Genomic DNA, 14345 nt, shown 5'->3' with positions numbered 1-14345 from the left:
CAGTGTTTCCGTTCGACGCCGCTCACCGATCCCGCTTGATGCCCTTGCCGACCACGTATTCGTCGAACTCCGGATGCTTGTCCAGCCAGCCCTTGATGAACGGGCAGCGCGCCACGATGGTGCGGCCGCGGGCGATCACATCCTTGATCGCCTCCTGCGCGAGCAGATTCGCCAGGCCCTTGCCGCTGAATTCCTGATCCACCTCGGTGTGAATGAAGGTGGTGTCGTTGTCGTCGCGCTCGCGGTACTCGCTGAATCCGGCGAGCGAATTCCCGTACCACACCTCGTACCGGTGTTGCGCGTCGTTACGAACGACTGTAGCCGCCACGGCCTGTTCGCTCATTGTTCAGTTCTCCTTCCGCACCCGCACCGGATGTTTGCTCACAATCGACGCTCGGTTGAACGCGCCGATAGCGGTGGCAGCCCAGATGAGAACGGACATCTGGTCATCCGACAAATGTTGCCGCGCAGCAGCATACTCACGCGCCATGCTTTCCTCATCCGGCAACGAAGTGACGGTCTCGGCCACCGAGAGCGCCGCCTGCTGCAGTTCCGTGAACAGATACGGACTGCGTTGCCAGCCTGGGAGCACATCCAATTGCTGTTGCGTGACGCCGGCCTCGCGGGCCGCGCGGGTGTGCAGGTCGAGGCAGAACGGGCAGCCGGTGAGCTGGGACACCCGCACGTTCACCAATTCCATGACGGCCCGGTCCAGATCGGCTGCGGCGGCGGCGTTCCGCACCGCGAGCGCGACGCCGTTGAGCGCGTGGAAGATCTCGGGCGACTGCTTGTCGATCCACACTCGGTCATGAGTAACAGGTGACTGCATAGTGGCTGCATCGTAAGCCGAGAAGGTGAACCGTGCCTTCTGGTCTGAAAAATGGTCATTCCGAACCGTCGCGAAATAACCGGCCCGCATCCGTGGTTCACCACTTGACGACACGGTCCTCGGTCTCTGGAGCAATCAATGAGCAGCAGCCTCGCCGGCGTCCGCACCCGGGTGCGGATCCCGCTGGCCTTCGCCGACGGCTACTCGACCACCGCGCAGGCGGTCACCTTCGACGGTCTGGAGGACGGCCGCGAGCACGTCGCCCTCATCCTCGGCGACCCCGACCTCGGCGCCGCCACGCCGCTGGTGCGGCTGCACTCGGAATGCCTCACCGGCGACGTCTTCGGCTCCGCCCGCTGCGACTGCGGACCCCAGCTGCGCGAATCCGTGGAACGCATCGCCGAGACCGGCGGCGTCCTGCTGTACCTGCGGCAAGAGGGCCGCGACATCGGCCTCTACAACAAGCTCGACGCCTACGCCCTGCAGGACGACGGCCTCGACACCTACCAGGCCAACACCGCCCTCGGCTTCGACGAGGACGCCCGCGACTACACCGCGGCCGCCCAGATGCTGACCGCGCTCGGCGTCGGCGAGCTGGACCTGCTCACCAACAACCCGGACAAGGTGCGGCAGCTCACCGCCCTCGGCGTCACCGTGCGCGACACCGTCCCGACCGGCGTCCACGCCAATCCCGGCAACCTCCGCTACCTGCGGGCGAAGGCCGAGCACACCGGCCACACCATCCGCCTCGTGGGCTGACCGGATCGGCTGATCCGGAACGACCGGGGCCCCTCGCGCATTCGCGAGGGGCCCCGGTTCGTTTGCGTGGCGGGACTATTCGCGGCCCGCCGAGGCGAAGCTCATGTCCGCGTAGCGATTTCCGGCCACCCGATCCGCGATCGCGTCGAGCTCCGCGAGTTCGGCCACGGTCAGCGTCACCGTCGCGGCCGCGACGTTCTCGGCGACCCGGGCGCGGCTGCGCGTGCCCGGAATCGGCACCACCGGCAGCTGGTGGACCTGCGCCCGGGTGTGCACCCAGGCCAGCGCCACCTGTGCGGGCGTGAGACCACGGGCCGCGGCGATCGTCCGCAGCGGGGCCAGCAATTCGGCATTGCTCACCGCGTTCGCACCGGAGAAGCGCGGATGCCGCCGCCGGAAATCCCCTTCCGCCAGCTCGCCGGTAGCGGGCAGGGCGCCCGACAGGAAGCCGCGTCCCAGTGGCGAATACGGCACGAACGTGATGCCGAGTTCGGCCGCCGCGGGCACCACGGCACGCTCCACGTCCCGCGAGAACAGCGACCATTCCGACTGCACCGCCGCGATCGGGTGCACGCCGTGCGCCGCGCGCAGCTCCGGGCCGGTCACCTCGGACAGCCCCAGCTGCCGGACCTTGCCCGCCGCCACGAGTTCCGCCATCACGCCGACGGTCTCCTCGATCGGGACGCCGTCCTGCTTGCGGTGCATGTAGTACAGGTCGATCACGTCGATGCCGAGCCGCCCCAGGCTGGCGTCCACCGCCGCGCGGATGTACTCCGGCGAGTTGTTGATACCCCGGAAGCCCGGATCGTCCGCGCGGCGCTCCAGGCCGAATTTCGTTGCCAGCACCACGGTCTCGCGGTGTGCGCGCACGAAATCGCCGACGAACTCCTCATTGTGGCCGCTGCCGTACATGTCGGCGGTGTCGAACAGCGTCACGCCCAGTTCGAGGGCCCGCTCCAGCGTGGCCCGGGCCTCGGCGGCGTCGGTCGGGCCGTAGAACTCGCTGATCCCCATGGCCCCGTAGCCCTGCGCGCCGACCCGGGTGGTCCCGAGCGCGGTGGTGGGCAGCGCCGTTGTGCTGGTCATCTCTCAATCCCCTTGGTTTGCACTGCTCTTCGCCCGGACCGGCGGTGGTGCGCAGACCGGGCCGCTCTGATAGAGCGCGATCTTGCGGTCGAGGACCACCAGCGTCGATCGGAGTTCCTCGATCTGCGCCAGCACCTCCTCGCGGGTCCGGCGGAACATGGCGAGGCGCTCCGGGAAGGTGTGGTCGCCCTCGCGCACCAGCTCGGCGTAGCGGACCATGTCGGCCACCGACATGCCGGTGCTGCGCAGCTTGCCGATGAACGCGAGCCACTGCAGGTCGCGGTCGCTGAAGCGGCGCTGACCGGAATGGTCGCGATCCACGTAGTCCATCAGCCCGATGCGCTCGTACCAGCGCAGCGTGTCGCGAGTGAGCCCACTGTGCTCGGAGGCTTCGCCGATCGAATACCGCGGTCGCTCGAAGTCCACGGCCTCGCTCGTCGCCGGTGCTGCGTTCATCGGTCTCACCCTCCTGTGCCGAACCCCGGTATCGACGCTACTTGCTTGGAGTGCACTCCAAGCAAGGGCTGGGCGCGCGAAGATTCGAACGGTCGGCGAATCGGCCGATTCCGGGCCTACCCTGGGGGCATGCCTGGAAAAGACATGGATCGGATCAGAGCGCGATCGGCTCTGGAGACGGCCAAGGAACAGCCGGTGATCACGGCCATCGCCGTACTGCCGGTGGTGGCGGTGCTCGGTGTCGTGTGGGCGCTCGCGGGTTTCGGCTGGGCGCTGCTGCTCCTGCTGATCATGGCGGGAGTCGTGGTGTGGAAGGGCAAGCTATTCGGCTGAGCTCGAGCCCGCCCGGTCCGGGCGGCTAACGCGGCACGTGGAAACGCACCAGCTCACCCGTGCCCGGGTCGGCGTCTGACCACGGCCGGTCGAATTCGAGCACGGCCAGCGCCGAGGTGGGGAACTTCTCGCTCATCTCCCCGGCCGGACCGGAGTTCCGGTTGGCCGCCAATTCCCATGCGGTCCAGGGCATTCCGGGGGAGTGGCCGACCAGCAGCAGGGTCTCCACGGCCGGATCGGTGAGCTGCACCAGTTCGATCAGGGTGTGCGGGGACGCCTCGTAGATCGACGTCTCGTAGGACACCGGCGCGGTGACCTCGGTGGCCGCCAGCGTCTGCCGGGTCCGGGTCGCGGTGGAGCACAGCACGGCGTCGATCTCCGGCTGGGTGGCGCGCAGCCACGCGCCCGCCAGTGCCGCCTCGCGCCGCCCGCGCGGGGCCAGCGGCCGGTCGTGGTCGGCCACGCCTTCGGGGTATCCGGACTTGCCGTGCCGCATCAGGATGAGAGTCCGCACCATACGCACTACGGTAGGTGTCCTCGAGCGGAGCCCGGAGACCGGACTCACAGCGGTGCGTGCCAGGTACCGCCGCGAGACACTGCTCACACTCGAGGCACACTGGTGGTTGGCGGCACACAGCTGTGCCGACACCCGTTGGAATGCCCGCCTATATTAGAACGTGTTCTACCGACCCTGCTCGAACCCCGAGCGGAGTAGCACCACGCGACAGTTTCGAGGATCTGCGAGATATGGCCTATGTGATCACGCAGCGTTGTTGCAACGACGCCAGCTGCGTACCCGAGTGTCCGGTCGATTGCATTCGTCCCACGCCCGAGCAACGCGAGTTCGCGACGACGGAGCAGCTCTACATCGACCCGGATACCTGCATCGACTGCGGCGCCTGCGTCGACGCCTGCCCGGTCGACGCGATCTTCTCCGAGGACGACCTGCTGTCCTCGCTGGCGCGCTTCCGCGATATCAACGCCGCCTACTTCCAGCGCCACCCGCTGGAGTCCAACTTCGAGCCGCTGGTCGCCCCGACCCGCGCGCCCAAGGAGCTGGGCACGCTGCGCGTCGCCATCGTGGGCGCCGGCCCCGCGGCCTGCTACGCCGCCGAGGAGCTACTGCGCCGCGCCGACGTCGAGGTGGAGCTGTTCGACCGGCTGCCCACGCCGTACGGCCTGGTTCGTGCGGGCGTCGCGCCCGACCACCCGGGCACCAAGTCGGTGGCGAACCTGTTCGAGTCGGCCTTCCGGCGCGAGGCGCTGCAGTACCGGCTGAACGTGGAAGTCGGCAAGCACATCTCGCACGAGGAACTGCTCGGCCACCACCACGCCGTCATCTACGCCGTCGGCGCGGCCACCGACCGTCACCTCGGTATCCCCGGCGAGGACCTGCCCGGTAGCCACTCCGCCACCGAGTTCGTGGCCTGGTACAACGGCCACCCGGACTTCGCCGACCGCGAGTTCGACCTGTCCGGCGAGCGCGCCGTCATCGTCGGCAACGGCAATGTGGCGCTCGACGTGGCCCGCGTGCTCACCGTGAACCCGGACGAGCTGGCCAAGACGGACATCGCCGACCACGCCGTGGATGCGCTGCGCCGCAGCAACATCAAGGAGGTCGTGGTGCTGGGCCGCCGTGGCCCGCTGCAGGCCGCGTACACCTCGCCGGAGTTCCTGGCGCTGGCCCACCTGAAGGGCGTCGACATCATCGTCGACCCCGAGGACCTGGTCATGGACCCGGCCTCGCAGGCCGAGCTGGACAGCCCCGAGGTCGAGCCCTCGCTGCAGCTCAAGTACACCCTCGCCCAGGAATACGCCGCCGGCGCCCGCAACCCGGATAACAAGCGCATCGTGTTCCGCTACCTGGTCTCGCCCACCGCCGTCACCGGTGAGGGCAAGGCCGAGGGCGTGGAGTACGTGCACAACGAGCTGGTCGAGGAGAACGGCCGCACCGTGGCCCGCGCCTCGGACCGCACCGGCAGCCTGGAGGCGTCGCTGGTGCTGCGCTCCATCGGCTACAAGGGCGAGCCGGTCGCGGACGTGCCGTTCGACGAGTCCAACGGCGTCATCCCGAACGACAAGGGCCGAGTCCTGGCCGACGGCAACCCGGTTCAGGGCGTGTACGTCTCCGGCTGGATCAAGCGCGGCCCGCGCGGCGTCATCGGCTCCAACCGGGTCGACTCGACCGAGACCGTCGATCAGATCATCGAGGACTACACCAACGGTAAGCTGGCCGCCCCGCAGGGCGATCGGGCCGCTCTGGAGGCGCTGCTCGCCGAGCGGCAGCCCGACCAGATCGGCCGCGAGGGCTGGAAGGCCATCGACGCCGCCGAGAAGACCGCGGGCAAGGCCGCCGGGCGCCCCCGCGTGAAGTTCACCAGCGTCGAGGACCTGCTGAAGGCCGCCAAGGGGTAGCCCAACTCTCGGGACTCTCAGGGGCCTCGCCCCCGAACCTCCTAGGGATGGCGGGGGCTCGGCCCCCGCCCCTGGCACAGTGCCTCTCGGGCCGAACGTGTACCGATGGCTGCGGCCCCACCCCGGAATGGGTGGGGCCGCAGTCGTTTTCGGGTTTCGGGCTCCGGGTCAGTTGCCGAGATTGATGACCAGGCCGTCCTTCGCGCACATGGACGGGACGGCGGGGTTGCCGGGGACGGCGTTGCAGGACCAGCCGTCGATGGTGGCCACATCGGTGTTGCTGACCTGCCGCACGTACTTGGTGGCCACGGTGATCGCCTCGGTGCAGCCGACTCGCCCGGCGGGGGTGCCGACGGCGACGACCGAGCGGGAGCCGCCGCCCGCGTCGGTCACGGTGCCGCAGTTGGCGTCCGCGAGTGGGGGTTCGGTGGTGGTCGGCGGGGGCGTGGTGGTGACCGGTGGCGCGCAATCGATTTCGCAGTTGTGACACCGCGGCGCAGGTGCGCAACGCGTCCCCCTCCGGGGCCGGCTCAGGCGCCGGGCAGCGGCCCGATCCGGACCGCGGTGGTCGTCACCCCGCCCACCACGAACCACAGCCGCAGTGAGGCGGGATGCCCGGCCCGGTCGCCCGGCTCGTACCGGCTGCGCACGCTCACATGCTGGCGGGCCAGCACCGGCGCCACATACTCGATGACCGCGCGATGCGGCCCGGCCAGCAGCTTCGGGTAATCCACCAGGTACTGCTCCACCGCCTGCCAGTAGGCCGCGTTGTTCACGTGGTTGTACTGGTCGATATCGGTGGCGCGGACCGGGAACGGCAGGTCCACATCCGATTCCGGCGGAGTGGGGTCGGTGAGCCAGGGCCGCCAGCGCAGCCGGTGCTCATCGGTGGTGCGGGCGAGTTCGGCCAGACCCTCGTCGCTGATCCGGGTCGGCATATTGGTGAACTCGTTGATATTGATCCAGAAGCCCTCGGTCTCGATCAGACCGCCGTTGTCGCTGGTGATGCGCACCCGCATATTGGTCCAGCGGGTCGACATGGCCGAGCACCAGCGGCGCAGCTCCACCCGGTCCGGCCAGTGCACGGGCCGGACCACGTCCACCACCGTGCGCCGCACGATCCAGGCCGGATCGGTGCGGTGGAAGAAGCCGGATTGCATTTCCTCCCAGGCGATGTCCTGGAGGTAGCGGGCCGTGGCGTCGAATCGCAGCCGCTGATACGGGTCCACATCGCCGGCTCGCACCGGCCACGCGGAAGCGAAGCCCATGCCCTCCTGGGGAAGCGGGGCGAGTGGCTCATCGAGTGACACTGGTGCTCCTCGCGCTGCACGGTGTGCCGCATGTCTATCCAGCGGCGCCGGGGGTGCGGCGCCTGCTGACCGAAGTCGGTGACATGACTCTACGGGGCTCGCGGTACCCGTTCGCGCCGAGTCGAAGGAATGCCGGTGCGCTGTTCGAAGGAATGACACCGGGCCGTGCGCCCCGTAGCCTTTCCAGGTGTATCTCCGGTGGGTTCCCGGAGTGCATCCGGCAGTAGGGAGGACGACGCGGGTGGCCGCAGGGGAGAGGGCTGGTTCGCGGTTCGGGCAGTACGAACTGCGGCGGCTGCTCGGGGTCGGCGGCATGGGCGAGGTCTACGAGGCCTACGACACCGTGCGCGACCGGGTGGTCGCCGTGAAACTGCTCGATGTGGACCTGGCCCGGCAGCCCACCTACGTCGAACGCTTCCGCCGCGAGTCCCGCACCGCCGCCAAACTCCAGGAACCCCACGTCATTCCGGTGCACGACTGGGGTGAGGTGGACGGGGTCCTGTTCATCGACATGCGGCTGGTCCGCGGCCGCGACCTCAAGGCCTACCTGTTCGAGGAGGGCCCGCTGCCGCCCGAGCGCGCGGTCGCCGTGGTGGAGCAGATCGCCGCCGCCCTCGACTCCGCGCACGAGAGCGGCCTGGTGCACCGCGACGTCAAGCCCGCCAACATCCTGCTCACCGGCGACCTGTTCGCCTACCTGGTGGATTTCGGCATCGCGCACACCGAATCCGACGTGCAGCTCACCCAGACCGGCAACGCCATCGGCTCCTTCGCCTACATGGCGCCGGAACGGTTCGAGCACAATGCCTCGGTCTCGCCGAGCGCCGACATCTACGCGCTGGCCTGCGTGCTCTACGAATGCCTGACCGGCGGGCCGCCCTTCCGGGTGACCGGCAATCTGGCCAATATCCGCGCCCACATGCTGACCCCGCCGCCGCGCCCCAGCGTCCGCACCGGCGTCCCGGTCGGCCTGGACCAGGTGGTCGCCATCGGCATGGCCAAGGAGCCCGGCCGTCGCTACGCCACCGCGGGTCAGCTCGCGCGGGCCGCCCGCGCCGCGCTGATGCGCGCCGCACACGGCGAACCGACCCGCACCACGGTGCCGCCCGCTCCGCCGACCATCGGCAATCCGGCGGTCCCGCGCGGGCATTCGGAACCGCACTATCTCGAGCATCCCTCGGGCCCGGCCGATCCCGCGCGCCAGATGACTCCGCCGGTCGGCGGCCCGGCGCGGAGCGTCGACCCGTCCGGTCCGGTGCGGCATCCGTCCGGACCGCAGCCGCACCCGTCCGTGCCCGTGGACAATGCGCGTGCCGCACAGGCGTTCCCGGCGGGGCCGGTGGATCATTCCCGTGGGATGGCTGTGGACAACTCTCGGGTGGGCCCTTCGGCCGGTCCGGTGGATTACTCGCGCGCAGACCAGGTCCCGGGGCAGCCGACCCCGGTCGCGCCGGGCAATATCGACCCGACGGTGCGACGGCAGACCGTCGCCGGGCAGGCCGGGTACCTCCCAGGGTTCGTCGACCAGTCCGCGCCGCGCGAACATCCTTCCGCGCCATTGCCGTTGCCGCCCAAGGACCGCGGTTCGCTGCCGCTGGTGGTGGGCGCGCTGCTCGGAGTGGTCCTGGTGCTGGGTTCGGTGCTGGCCTGGGTGCTTTTGTCCGGCAACGACTCCGGTGACGGCAAGGACAGCGCCACCGTCACCACGACTCACGCGGGAAACAGTCCGGGTACCTACACGTCGCCGACGATGGCCCCGACCACCACGCTGGTCCCGCTCAGCGCGAACGTATCCGACTCGGACGCCCAGGGTTTCGACTCGAATCCGCGCTGCGATTCGACCGATCCCGCGATGGTCATCGGTCGCACGCAGTATTCGCGGCTGGTGGTGTGCCGCAACGCCAGTGGCCGCTACTACTACAGCGGCTTGCGCATCAGCGACAGCGCGACCATCCGGATCAACGATCCGGTGCCCGACGGCACCGGGGGGTTCACTGTCACCAACCCCACCGACGGCACCCAGTACCGCATCACCGGCTACGCCCTGATCATCAGTAAGGACGGCAAGGCTCTGGCCACCGAATCCATGGTCGAGTACGCCCACCGCTGAGCGAACCGGATCGTGGAGTGCGCGGTGGCCAACGGCTTCCAGCCACCGGATGTATGGTGGCGATGCGCGACGTGACGACTGATTTCGTGGCGCTTGGGGTAAATCCCCGGGTACGTCCAGAACTAGGTTCGCACCCGACGCAAGCACGGAGGCAGGACAGCCGACGGCTCTCAGCCGCCCGCTGAAGGTACGGAGAGGCGGTGGAGTTCGCAGATGCGCGCAGCCGTGGTGAGCAAGCTGGAAGGTCCGGAAGCGATCGAGGTTCTCGATATTCCGGAGCCGGTCGCCTACCCGGGCGGTGTCGTCATCGACGTGCACGCCGCCGGGATCGCCTTCCCCGACGTGCTCATGACCCGGGGCCTGTACCAGATGAAGCCGCCGCTGCCCTATGTCGTGGGCTGCGAGGTCGGCGGCATCGTGCGTGAGGCTCCCGAGGGCTCGCATGTCCAGGCCGGTGACCGGGTGATCGCGCTGACGCTGCTCGGCAATGCCGCCGCCGAGGTCGCCATCGCTCCGAACGACATGGTCTTCAAGCTGCCCGACAACGTCTCCCTGGAGTCCGGTGCGGGCGTGCTGTTCAACGACCTGACCGTGCATTTCTGCCTGCGCAACCGTGGCCGCCTGGCTCCGGGCGAGACCGTGCTGGTGCACGGCGCGGCCGGCGGCATCGGCACCTCCACGCTGCGCATGGCGCAGGCGCTGGGCGCGGGCCGGGTGATCGCCGTGGTCAGCACCGAGGAGAAGGCCGAGGTGGCGCGCGCCAACGGGGCCACCGACGTGGTGCTCACCGACGGCTGGCTGGCCGCGGTCAAGGAACTGACCGGCGGCCGCGGCGTCGACATCGTGCTGGACCCGGTGGGCGGCGACCGCTTCACCGACAGCATCCGCTCGCTGGCCTCGGGCGGCCGCGTCCTGGTGGTCGGCTTCACCGCCGGCGACATCCCCACCGTGAAGGTGAATCGCCTGCTGCTCAAGAACGTCGAGGTGATCGGCGCGGCCTGGGGCGAATGGGTCATGACCCACCCGGGCTACCTGCGTGAGCAGTGGGCCGAGGTGGAGCCGTTGCTGGCGAACGGCAGGATCACCCCGCCGGAGCCGCTGCTCTACAGCCTCGCGCACACCGCCGAGGCGGTCTCCGCGCTCGACAAGCGCACGGCCACCGGCAAAGTCGTCGTCACCCTGCGCTGACCCGCGTCGTCACCCTGTCCGTGCGCAGGGCGGCGTCCGTGCGCTGACCACGCACGCTCGAGGCGGCCCTCGTGTGCTCGACGGGCGCGTCGGCCGGTGCCGGCGTCACCCTGCGCTGACGCGGGCGCGGCGGGTGTGGTTCGCGTAGCGTCACGAATCGTGAAGCTGTCCACCCGAGTTCTGAACCGGACTCTGCTCGAACGCCAGTATTTGCTGGAGCGGTCCACGCTCGGCGTGTACGAGCTGTGCGACCGTCTCGTCGGCCTGCAGGCGCAGGACATGCTGCCGCCCTTCGTCGCCTTGTGGAGCCGCACAGCCGATTTCGACCCGGCGGCGGTATCGAAGGCGCTCGACGACCGCTCCCTGGTGCGAATCACTCTGATGCGCGGCACCATTCACCTGGTCACCCCGCCGGACGCGCTGCGCATCGCCCCGCACATCCAGCCGGAGCTGGAGAAGATCCCGTTCCGCAAGGGCTTCAACTACGGCGCCCTGGTCGGCCTGGACCCGGAAGAGGTTCGCGCCCAGGGCGAATCGGTGCTGGGCGACGACCCGACTCCCGCCGCCACCCTGCGCGAGCACGCCGCCGCCCGCTATCCCGACCGCGATCCGGGCGCGATCGTCCAGGCCTGGCTCTACCAACTGCCCGTCCTCCAGACCCCGCCCCGCGGCCGCTGGGGCGACAGCAGCCGTCCGGTCTGGTCCCGCGTCCAGCCGTGGCTCGGCGCACCCCTCGACCCCGGCTACCCCCTGGAAGAACTGCTCCTCCGCTACCTGCGCGCCTTCGGCCCGGCCACCACCATGGACATGCAGACCTGGTCCAAGCTGACCGGCATGAAAGCCGCCGTCGCGAAACTGGGCGACCGCGTCCGCACCTACACCGACGACCGCGGCCGCACCCTCTACGACGCCGCCGACGCCACCCTGGCCGACCCGGACACCCCCGCCCCCGTCCGCCTGCTCGGCTGGTACGACAACGCCCTGCTGTCCCACCAGGACCGCACCCGCATCGTCCCCGACGGCAACGCCCCGCCTCTGCGCGCCTTCGCCAACCAGGTCTCCCCGATCCTCGTCGACGGCTTCCTCTCCGGCGTCTACAAGGTCTTCACCAAGGGCGACACCGCGGCTCTGCGCATCAGCCCGCGCGCGGTGTGGTCCGACGCGGACCGCGCCGCGGTGGAGGCGGAAGCCTGTGCCCTGCTGGCCTTCTCGGAGCCGGATCGCACCCCGGCCGTCGAGATCCTCGATCCCGGAGCAGACCTGCGCCCCTGATCAGTGCGCGGCGCGGTAGGCCGGGGCCTTGCTCGATCCCGTCGGCGTGAGCGTCCGCAGCAGCGGCAGCGTGCGGTGGGGGACCACCGTGGACAACACCACCACGCTGTGCGACCGCACCACCGAACTGGTCCGGTCGATGCTCAGCAGCACCGCCTGCAACCCGGCGTGCGAGTCCGCGCCGATCCGGCACAGCACGTCCCCGGAACCGGTGGTCGCGTAGGCCTCGAGCACGCCGGGAATGGCCGCGAGGTCGATGGCGACCGCGTCCAGCGCGCCCTGCGCGATCTCCAGGGTGACGAAGGCCTGCACGTCGAAACCGGCCGCGGTGACGTCGATCTGCGGGTCGTAGGAGGAGATCACCCCCGCCTCCTCCATGCGCGCGATGCGGGACTGCACGGTGGCGCGGGCGACCCGGGTGCGGCGGGAGAGTTCCAGGATGCCCGCCTTCTGGTGCTCGTGCATGGCGGTGAGGATGGCCAGGTCGAGTTCATCCAGCCGGGCGGGCGTGCGGGACATCGCGGAGCCTCCACTCATGGGGTCGAGCGGAACCTCCGCTCGTGAGTTCGCTGCTATTCAAATTGTCCAGCACCGGGCGGCGGATGGTGGTGCGATTCACCACAGTGTTCAGTGAATTTCGGCGATATTGCCTAGTGGCGGCCGGTGGGCTTTTCCTGATCACATGAGCATCGACGCAGGACACCAGCGCCCGCGGTCCGGCGACCTGCCCGGCGACGACGACCTGCGCCGCCTGGTCGGCTTGATCGACCACGATGCCGCCGCGGACCCCTTCCCCGTGCTGGGCTGGGACGCGCTGGTGTGGGTGGTCGGCAATGCCACCCAGACCGCGCACTATCTGCAGTCCGCGTTCGGCATGCGGCTGGAGGCCTACTCCGGGCCCGAGACCGGCAATCGCGACCACAAGGCGTTCGTGCTGCGCAGCGGCGGCGCCCGCTTCGTGGTGCAGGGCGTGGTGGACCCGGCCAGTCCGCTTGTCGCGCACCATGATCGGCACGGGGACGGGGTGGTGGACATCGCGCTCGAGGTGCCGGACGTGGACCGCTGCATCCGGCGCGCCCGCGCCCAGGGCGCGACCGTCCTGGTCGAACCGCACGACGAGGGCGACGAATACGGGATCGTCCGCTCCGCCGCCATCGCCACCTACGGCGACACCCGGCACAGCCTCATCGACCGCTCCCGCTACTACGGCCCCTACCTGCCGGGCTATCAGCCCCGCCGCTCCGCGTACGTCCCGCGCCCCGGGCAGCCGGCGCGCATCTTCCAGGCCATCGACCACGTGGTCGGCAATGTGGAACTCGGGCACATGGACCAGTGGGTCGAGTTCTACCGGCGCGTCATGGGATTCGAGAACATGGCCGAATTCGTCGGCGATGACATCGCCACCGACTACTCGGCGCTGATGAGCAAGGTCGTGGCGAACGGCAATCACCGGGTCAAGTTCCCGCTCAACGAACCCGCCCCGAGCCGCAAGCGTTCCCAGATCGACGAGTACCTCGAGTTCTACCGCGGCCCCGGCGTCCAGCACATCGCCCTGGCCACCGGCGACATCCTCACCGCGGTCGACGTGTTGCGCCGCGAGGGCATCGAATTCCTCGATACCCCCGACAGCTACTACGAGGATCCGGAACTGCGCGCCCGCATCGGCCACGTCCGGGTCCCGGTCGCCGAACTCCAGCGCCGCGGCATCCTGGTCGACCGCGACGAGGACGGCTACCTGCTCCAGATCTTCTGCAAGCCCGTCACCGACCGCCCGACCGTGTTCTTCGAGCTCATCGAACGCCACGGCTCCCTCGGTTTCGGGAAGGGGAACTTCAAGGCGCTCTTCCAGGCGATAGAGCGTGAGCAAGAGCTGCGTGGAAACCTCTAGCCACCAATTCCGGTACCGTCCAGACCATGAACTCAGATGGTTCGCGGCCGTCTCGATTCTGGACCGACGGAGCGGGGGAGCGAAGCGGAGGAGCGGAGGAGCGAAGAATCGAGACCTCGGGGCCGCGAACCCGCCCCGGAGCGAAGCGGAGGGGCAAATTGAGCACCTCGTCAGCGATCGTCGCGGGGTCGGTCCTCGCTCTGGTGCTGTCGGCGTGCGGGGGGACGAAGGATTCCGAGGACGCTCCGGGATTGCGCCCGCCGCCGAAGGTGGCGACGCTCGGGCCGTTCGTGGGGGAGTGCGGTCACCTCACCGACGACGAGGTCCGGGACCTGGGCGGGCTGGGGACCCTCACCACCGTCTTCAAGAACTCCACCGGCTGCAATTGGCAGGCGGGTGGAATCAGTTCCTCCAGCGTGACTTTCGCCTCCTACCGCGGCAGCCCCATCGACCGTGAGAAGGCGTGGGTGGCCAGCGTCGGCCGCACCCCCGCCACCATCGAGGTCGGCGGGCGCAAGGGCTTCCAGGCGCTGGACCCCAGCAACGCGGTCTGCGATCTCGCGGTGCAGCTCGACGACGACTTCTTCGAATGGTCCATCTCCTACGGCGCTTTCAACAGCGGCAATCTCGGCAACCCCTGCGATCGCACCCGCAAGATGGCCGAACTGACCGTGCAGCGGCTCGGATGAGGGGGACCGT

At 69.4% G+C, this 14345-nt stretch carries 16 protein-coding genes; 8 read left to right on the top strand and 8 right to left on the bottom strand.

Annotation, left to right across the window (positions count from 1 at the left end; genetic code table 11):
• Positions 1-22: 22 nt before the first annotated feature.
• Both ABZ412_RS17160 and ABZ412_RS17155 read right to left on the bottom strand, forming a co-directional pair.
• Positions 23-343: a GNAT family N-acetyltransferase gene (locus tag ABZ412_RS17160; RefSeq protein ID WP_357091126.1), complete on the bottom strand. Its 321-nt coding sequence runs from the start codon at positions 341-343 to the stop codon at positions 23-25.
• Positions 344-346: 3 nt separating this feature from the next.
• A complete protein-coding gene (locus tag ABZ412_RS17155) occupies positions 347-802 on the bottom strand; it encodes a carboxymuconolactone decarboxylase family protein (RefSeq protein WP_357281750.1) in 456 nt (151 codons plus the stop codon).
• Positions 803-967: 165 nt separating this feature from the next.
• On the opposite strand from ABZ412_RS17155, the gene ribA reads away from it, so the two are divergent.
• Positions 968-1588, top strand: coding sequence for a GTP cyclohydrolase II (gene ribA, locus ABZ412_RS17150; RefSeq protein ID WP_357281748.1), 621 nt, complete (start codon positions 968-970; stop codon positions 1586-1588).
• A gap of 75 nt (positions 1589-1663) precedes the next feature.
• Here ribA and ABZ412_RS17145 read toward each other — a convergent pair whose 3' ends face one another.
• Positions 1664-2674, bottom strand: coding sequence for an aldo/keto reductase (locus ABZ412_RS17145; RefSeq protein WP_357281747.1), 1011 nt, complete (start codon positions 2672-2674; stop codon positions 1664-1666).
• 3 nt (positions 2675-2677) lie between these two features.
• Entirely contained in the window at positions 2678-3130 is a 453-nt protein-coding gene (locus tag ABZ412_RS17140; protein ID WP_357281745.1) for a MerR family transcriptional regulator, read from the bottom strand.
• 129 nt (positions 3131-3259) lie between these two features.
• Between ABZ412_RS17140 and ABZ412_RS17135 the strand changes: the two genes are divergently transcribed.
• On the top strand, positions 3260-3463 hold the full coding sequence (locus ABZ412_RS17135; RefSeq protein WP_357091136.1) for a hypothetical protein: 204 nt from the start codon (positions 3260-3262) through the stop codon (positions 3461-3463).
• A 25-nt stretch (positions 3464-3488) separates the two neighbouring features.
• On the opposite strand, the gene ABZ412_RS17130 is transcribed toward ABZ412_RS17135, so the two are convergent.
• Complete coding sequence (locus ABZ412_RS17130; protein ID WP_357281744.1) at positions 3489-3980, bottom strand: histidine phosphatase family protein; 492 nt, start codon at positions 3978-3980, stop codon at positions 3489-3491.
• 230 nt (positions 3981-4210) lie between these two features.
• Here ABZ412_RS17130 and ABZ412_RS17125 point away from each other — a divergent pair, with 230 nt between their 5' ends.
• Positions 4211-5878 carry an FAD-dependent oxidoreductase gene (locus ABZ412_RS17125; RefSeq protein ID WP_357281742.1) on the top strand — a complete coding sequence of 556 codons (1668 nt, stop codon included), beginning with the start codon at positions 4211-4213 and terminating at the stop codon, positions 5876-5878.
• Positions 5879-6046: 168 nt separating this feature from the next.
• On the opposite strand, the gene ABZ412_RS17120 is transcribed toward ABZ412_RS17125, so the two are convergent.
• Together ABZ412_RS17120 and ABZ412_RS17115 are read right to left on the bottom strand one after the other, a co-directional pair.
• Positions 6047-6271: a hypothetical protein gene (locus tag ABZ412_RS17120; protein WP_357281741.1), complete on the bottom strand. Its 225-nt coding sequence runs from the start codon at positions 6269-6271 to the stop codon at positions 6047-6049.
• A 137-nt stretch (positions 6272-6408) separates the two neighbouring features.
• Positions 6409-7188, bottom strand: a complete 780-nt coding sequence (locus tag ABZ412_RS17115; RefSeq protein ID WP_357091144.1) for an acyl-ACP thioesterase domain-containing protein — start codon at positions 7186-7188, stop codon at positions 6409-6411.
• Between the two features lie 241 nt (positions 7189-7429).
• Here ABZ412_RS17115 and ABZ412_RS17110 point away from each other — a divergent pair, with 241 nt between their 5' ends.
• From ABZ412_RS17110 to ABZ412_RS17100, 3 genes are all read left to right on the top strand, one after another.
• A complete protein-coding gene (locus ABZ412_RS17110; RefSeq protein WP_357281739.1) occupies positions 7430-9298 on the top strand; it encodes a protein kinase in 1869 nt (622 codons plus the stop codon).
• A 213-nt stretch (positions 9299-9511) separates the two neighbouring features.
• Positions 9512-10486 carry an NADPH:quinone oxidoreductase family protein gene (locus tag ABZ412_RS17105; RefSeq protein ID WP_357281738.1) on the top strand — a complete coding sequence of 325 codons (975 nt, stop codon included), beginning with the start codon at positions 9512-9514 and terminating at the stop codon, positions 10484-10486.
• Between the two features lie 159 nt (positions 10487-10645).
• Positions 10646-11758, top strand: coding sequence for a winged helix DNA-binding domain-containing protein (locus tag ABZ412_RS17100; RefSeq protein WP_357281737.1), 1113 nt, complete (start codon positions 10646-10648; stop codon positions 11756-11758).
• Here the strand turns inward: ABZ412_RS17100 and ABZ412_RS17095 are convergent, their stop codons facing one another.
• Positions 11759-12277 carry an Lrp/AsnC ligand binding domain-containing protein gene (locus tag ABZ412_RS17095; protein ID WP_357282032.1) on the bottom strand — a complete coding sequence of 173 codons (519 nt, stop codon included), beginning with the start codon at positions 12275-12277 and terminating at the stop codon, positions 11759-11761.
• Between the two features lie 163 nt (positions 12278-12440).
• Here ABZ412_RS17095 and hppD point away from each other — a divergent pair, with 163 nt between their 5' ends.
• Both hppD and ABZ412_RS17085 read left to right on the top strand, forming a co-directional pair.
• Entirely contained in the window at positions 12441-13646 is a 1206-nt protein-coding gene (hppD, locus tag ABZ412_RS17090) for a 4-hydroxyphenylpyruvate dioxygenase (protein ID WP_357281735.1), read from the top strand.
• 158 nt (positions 13647-13804) lie between these two features.
• Entirely contained in the window at positions 13805-14335 is a 531-nt protein-coding gene (locus ABZ412_RS17085; protein WP_357281734.1) for a DUF3558 domain-containing protein, read from the top strand.
• The last annotated feature ends 10 nt before the right edge of the window (positions 14336-14345 follow it).

It is taken from the genome of Nocardia sp. NPDC005746 (genome assembly GCF_040630785.1).
Taxonomy (GTDB): Bacteria; Actinomycetota; Actinomycetes; order Mycobacteriales; family Mycobacteriaceae; genus Nocardia.
This window is presented reverse-complemented; position numbering and strand designations above follow the sequence as displayed.

Excerpts from the sequence above, each read along its gene's own strand:
- ABZ412_RS17160 (WP_357091126.1), bottom strand. The coding sequence starts at position 343 with ATGAGCGAACAGGCCGTGGCGGCTACAGTCGTTCGTAACGACGCGCAA.
- ribA (WP_357281748.1), top strand. The coding sequence starts at position 968 with ATGAGCAGCAGCCTCGCCGGCGTCCGCACCCGGGTGCGGATCCCGCTG.
- ABZ412_RS17145 (WP_357281747.1), bottom strand. The coding sequence starts at position 2,674 with ATGACCAGCACAACGGCGCTGCCCACCACCGCGCTCGGGACCACCCGG.
- ABZ412_RS17140 (WP_357281745.1), bottom strand. The coding sequence starts at position 3,130 with ATGAACGCAGCACCGGCGACGAGCGAGGCCGTGGACTTCGAGCGACCG.
- ABZ412_RS17135 (WP_357091136.1), top strand. The coding sequence starts at position 3,260 with ATGCCTGGAAAAGACATGGATCGGATCAGAGCGCGATCGGCTCTGGAG.
- ABZ412_RS17130 (WP_357281744.1), bottom strand. The coding sequence starts at position 3,980 with ATGGTGCGGACTCTCATCCTGATGCGGCACGGCAAGTCCGGATACCCC.
- ABZ412_RS17125 (WP_357281742.1), top strand. The coding sequence starts at position 4,211 with ATGGCCTATGTGATCACGCAGCGTTGTTGCAACGACGCCAGCTGCGTA.
- ABZ412_RS17105 (WP_357281738.1), top strand. The coding sequence starts at position 9,512 with ATGCGCGCAGCCGTGGTGAGCAAGCTGGAAGGTCCGGAAGCGATCGAG.
- ABZ412_RS17095 (WP_357282032.1), bottom strand. The coding sequence starts at position 12,277 with ATGTCCCGCACGCCCGCCCGGCTGGATGAACTCGACCTGGCCATCCTC.
- hppD (WP_357281735.1), top strand. The coding sequence starts at position 12,441 with ATGAGCATCGACGCAGGACACCAGCGCCCGCGGTCCGGCGACCTGCCC.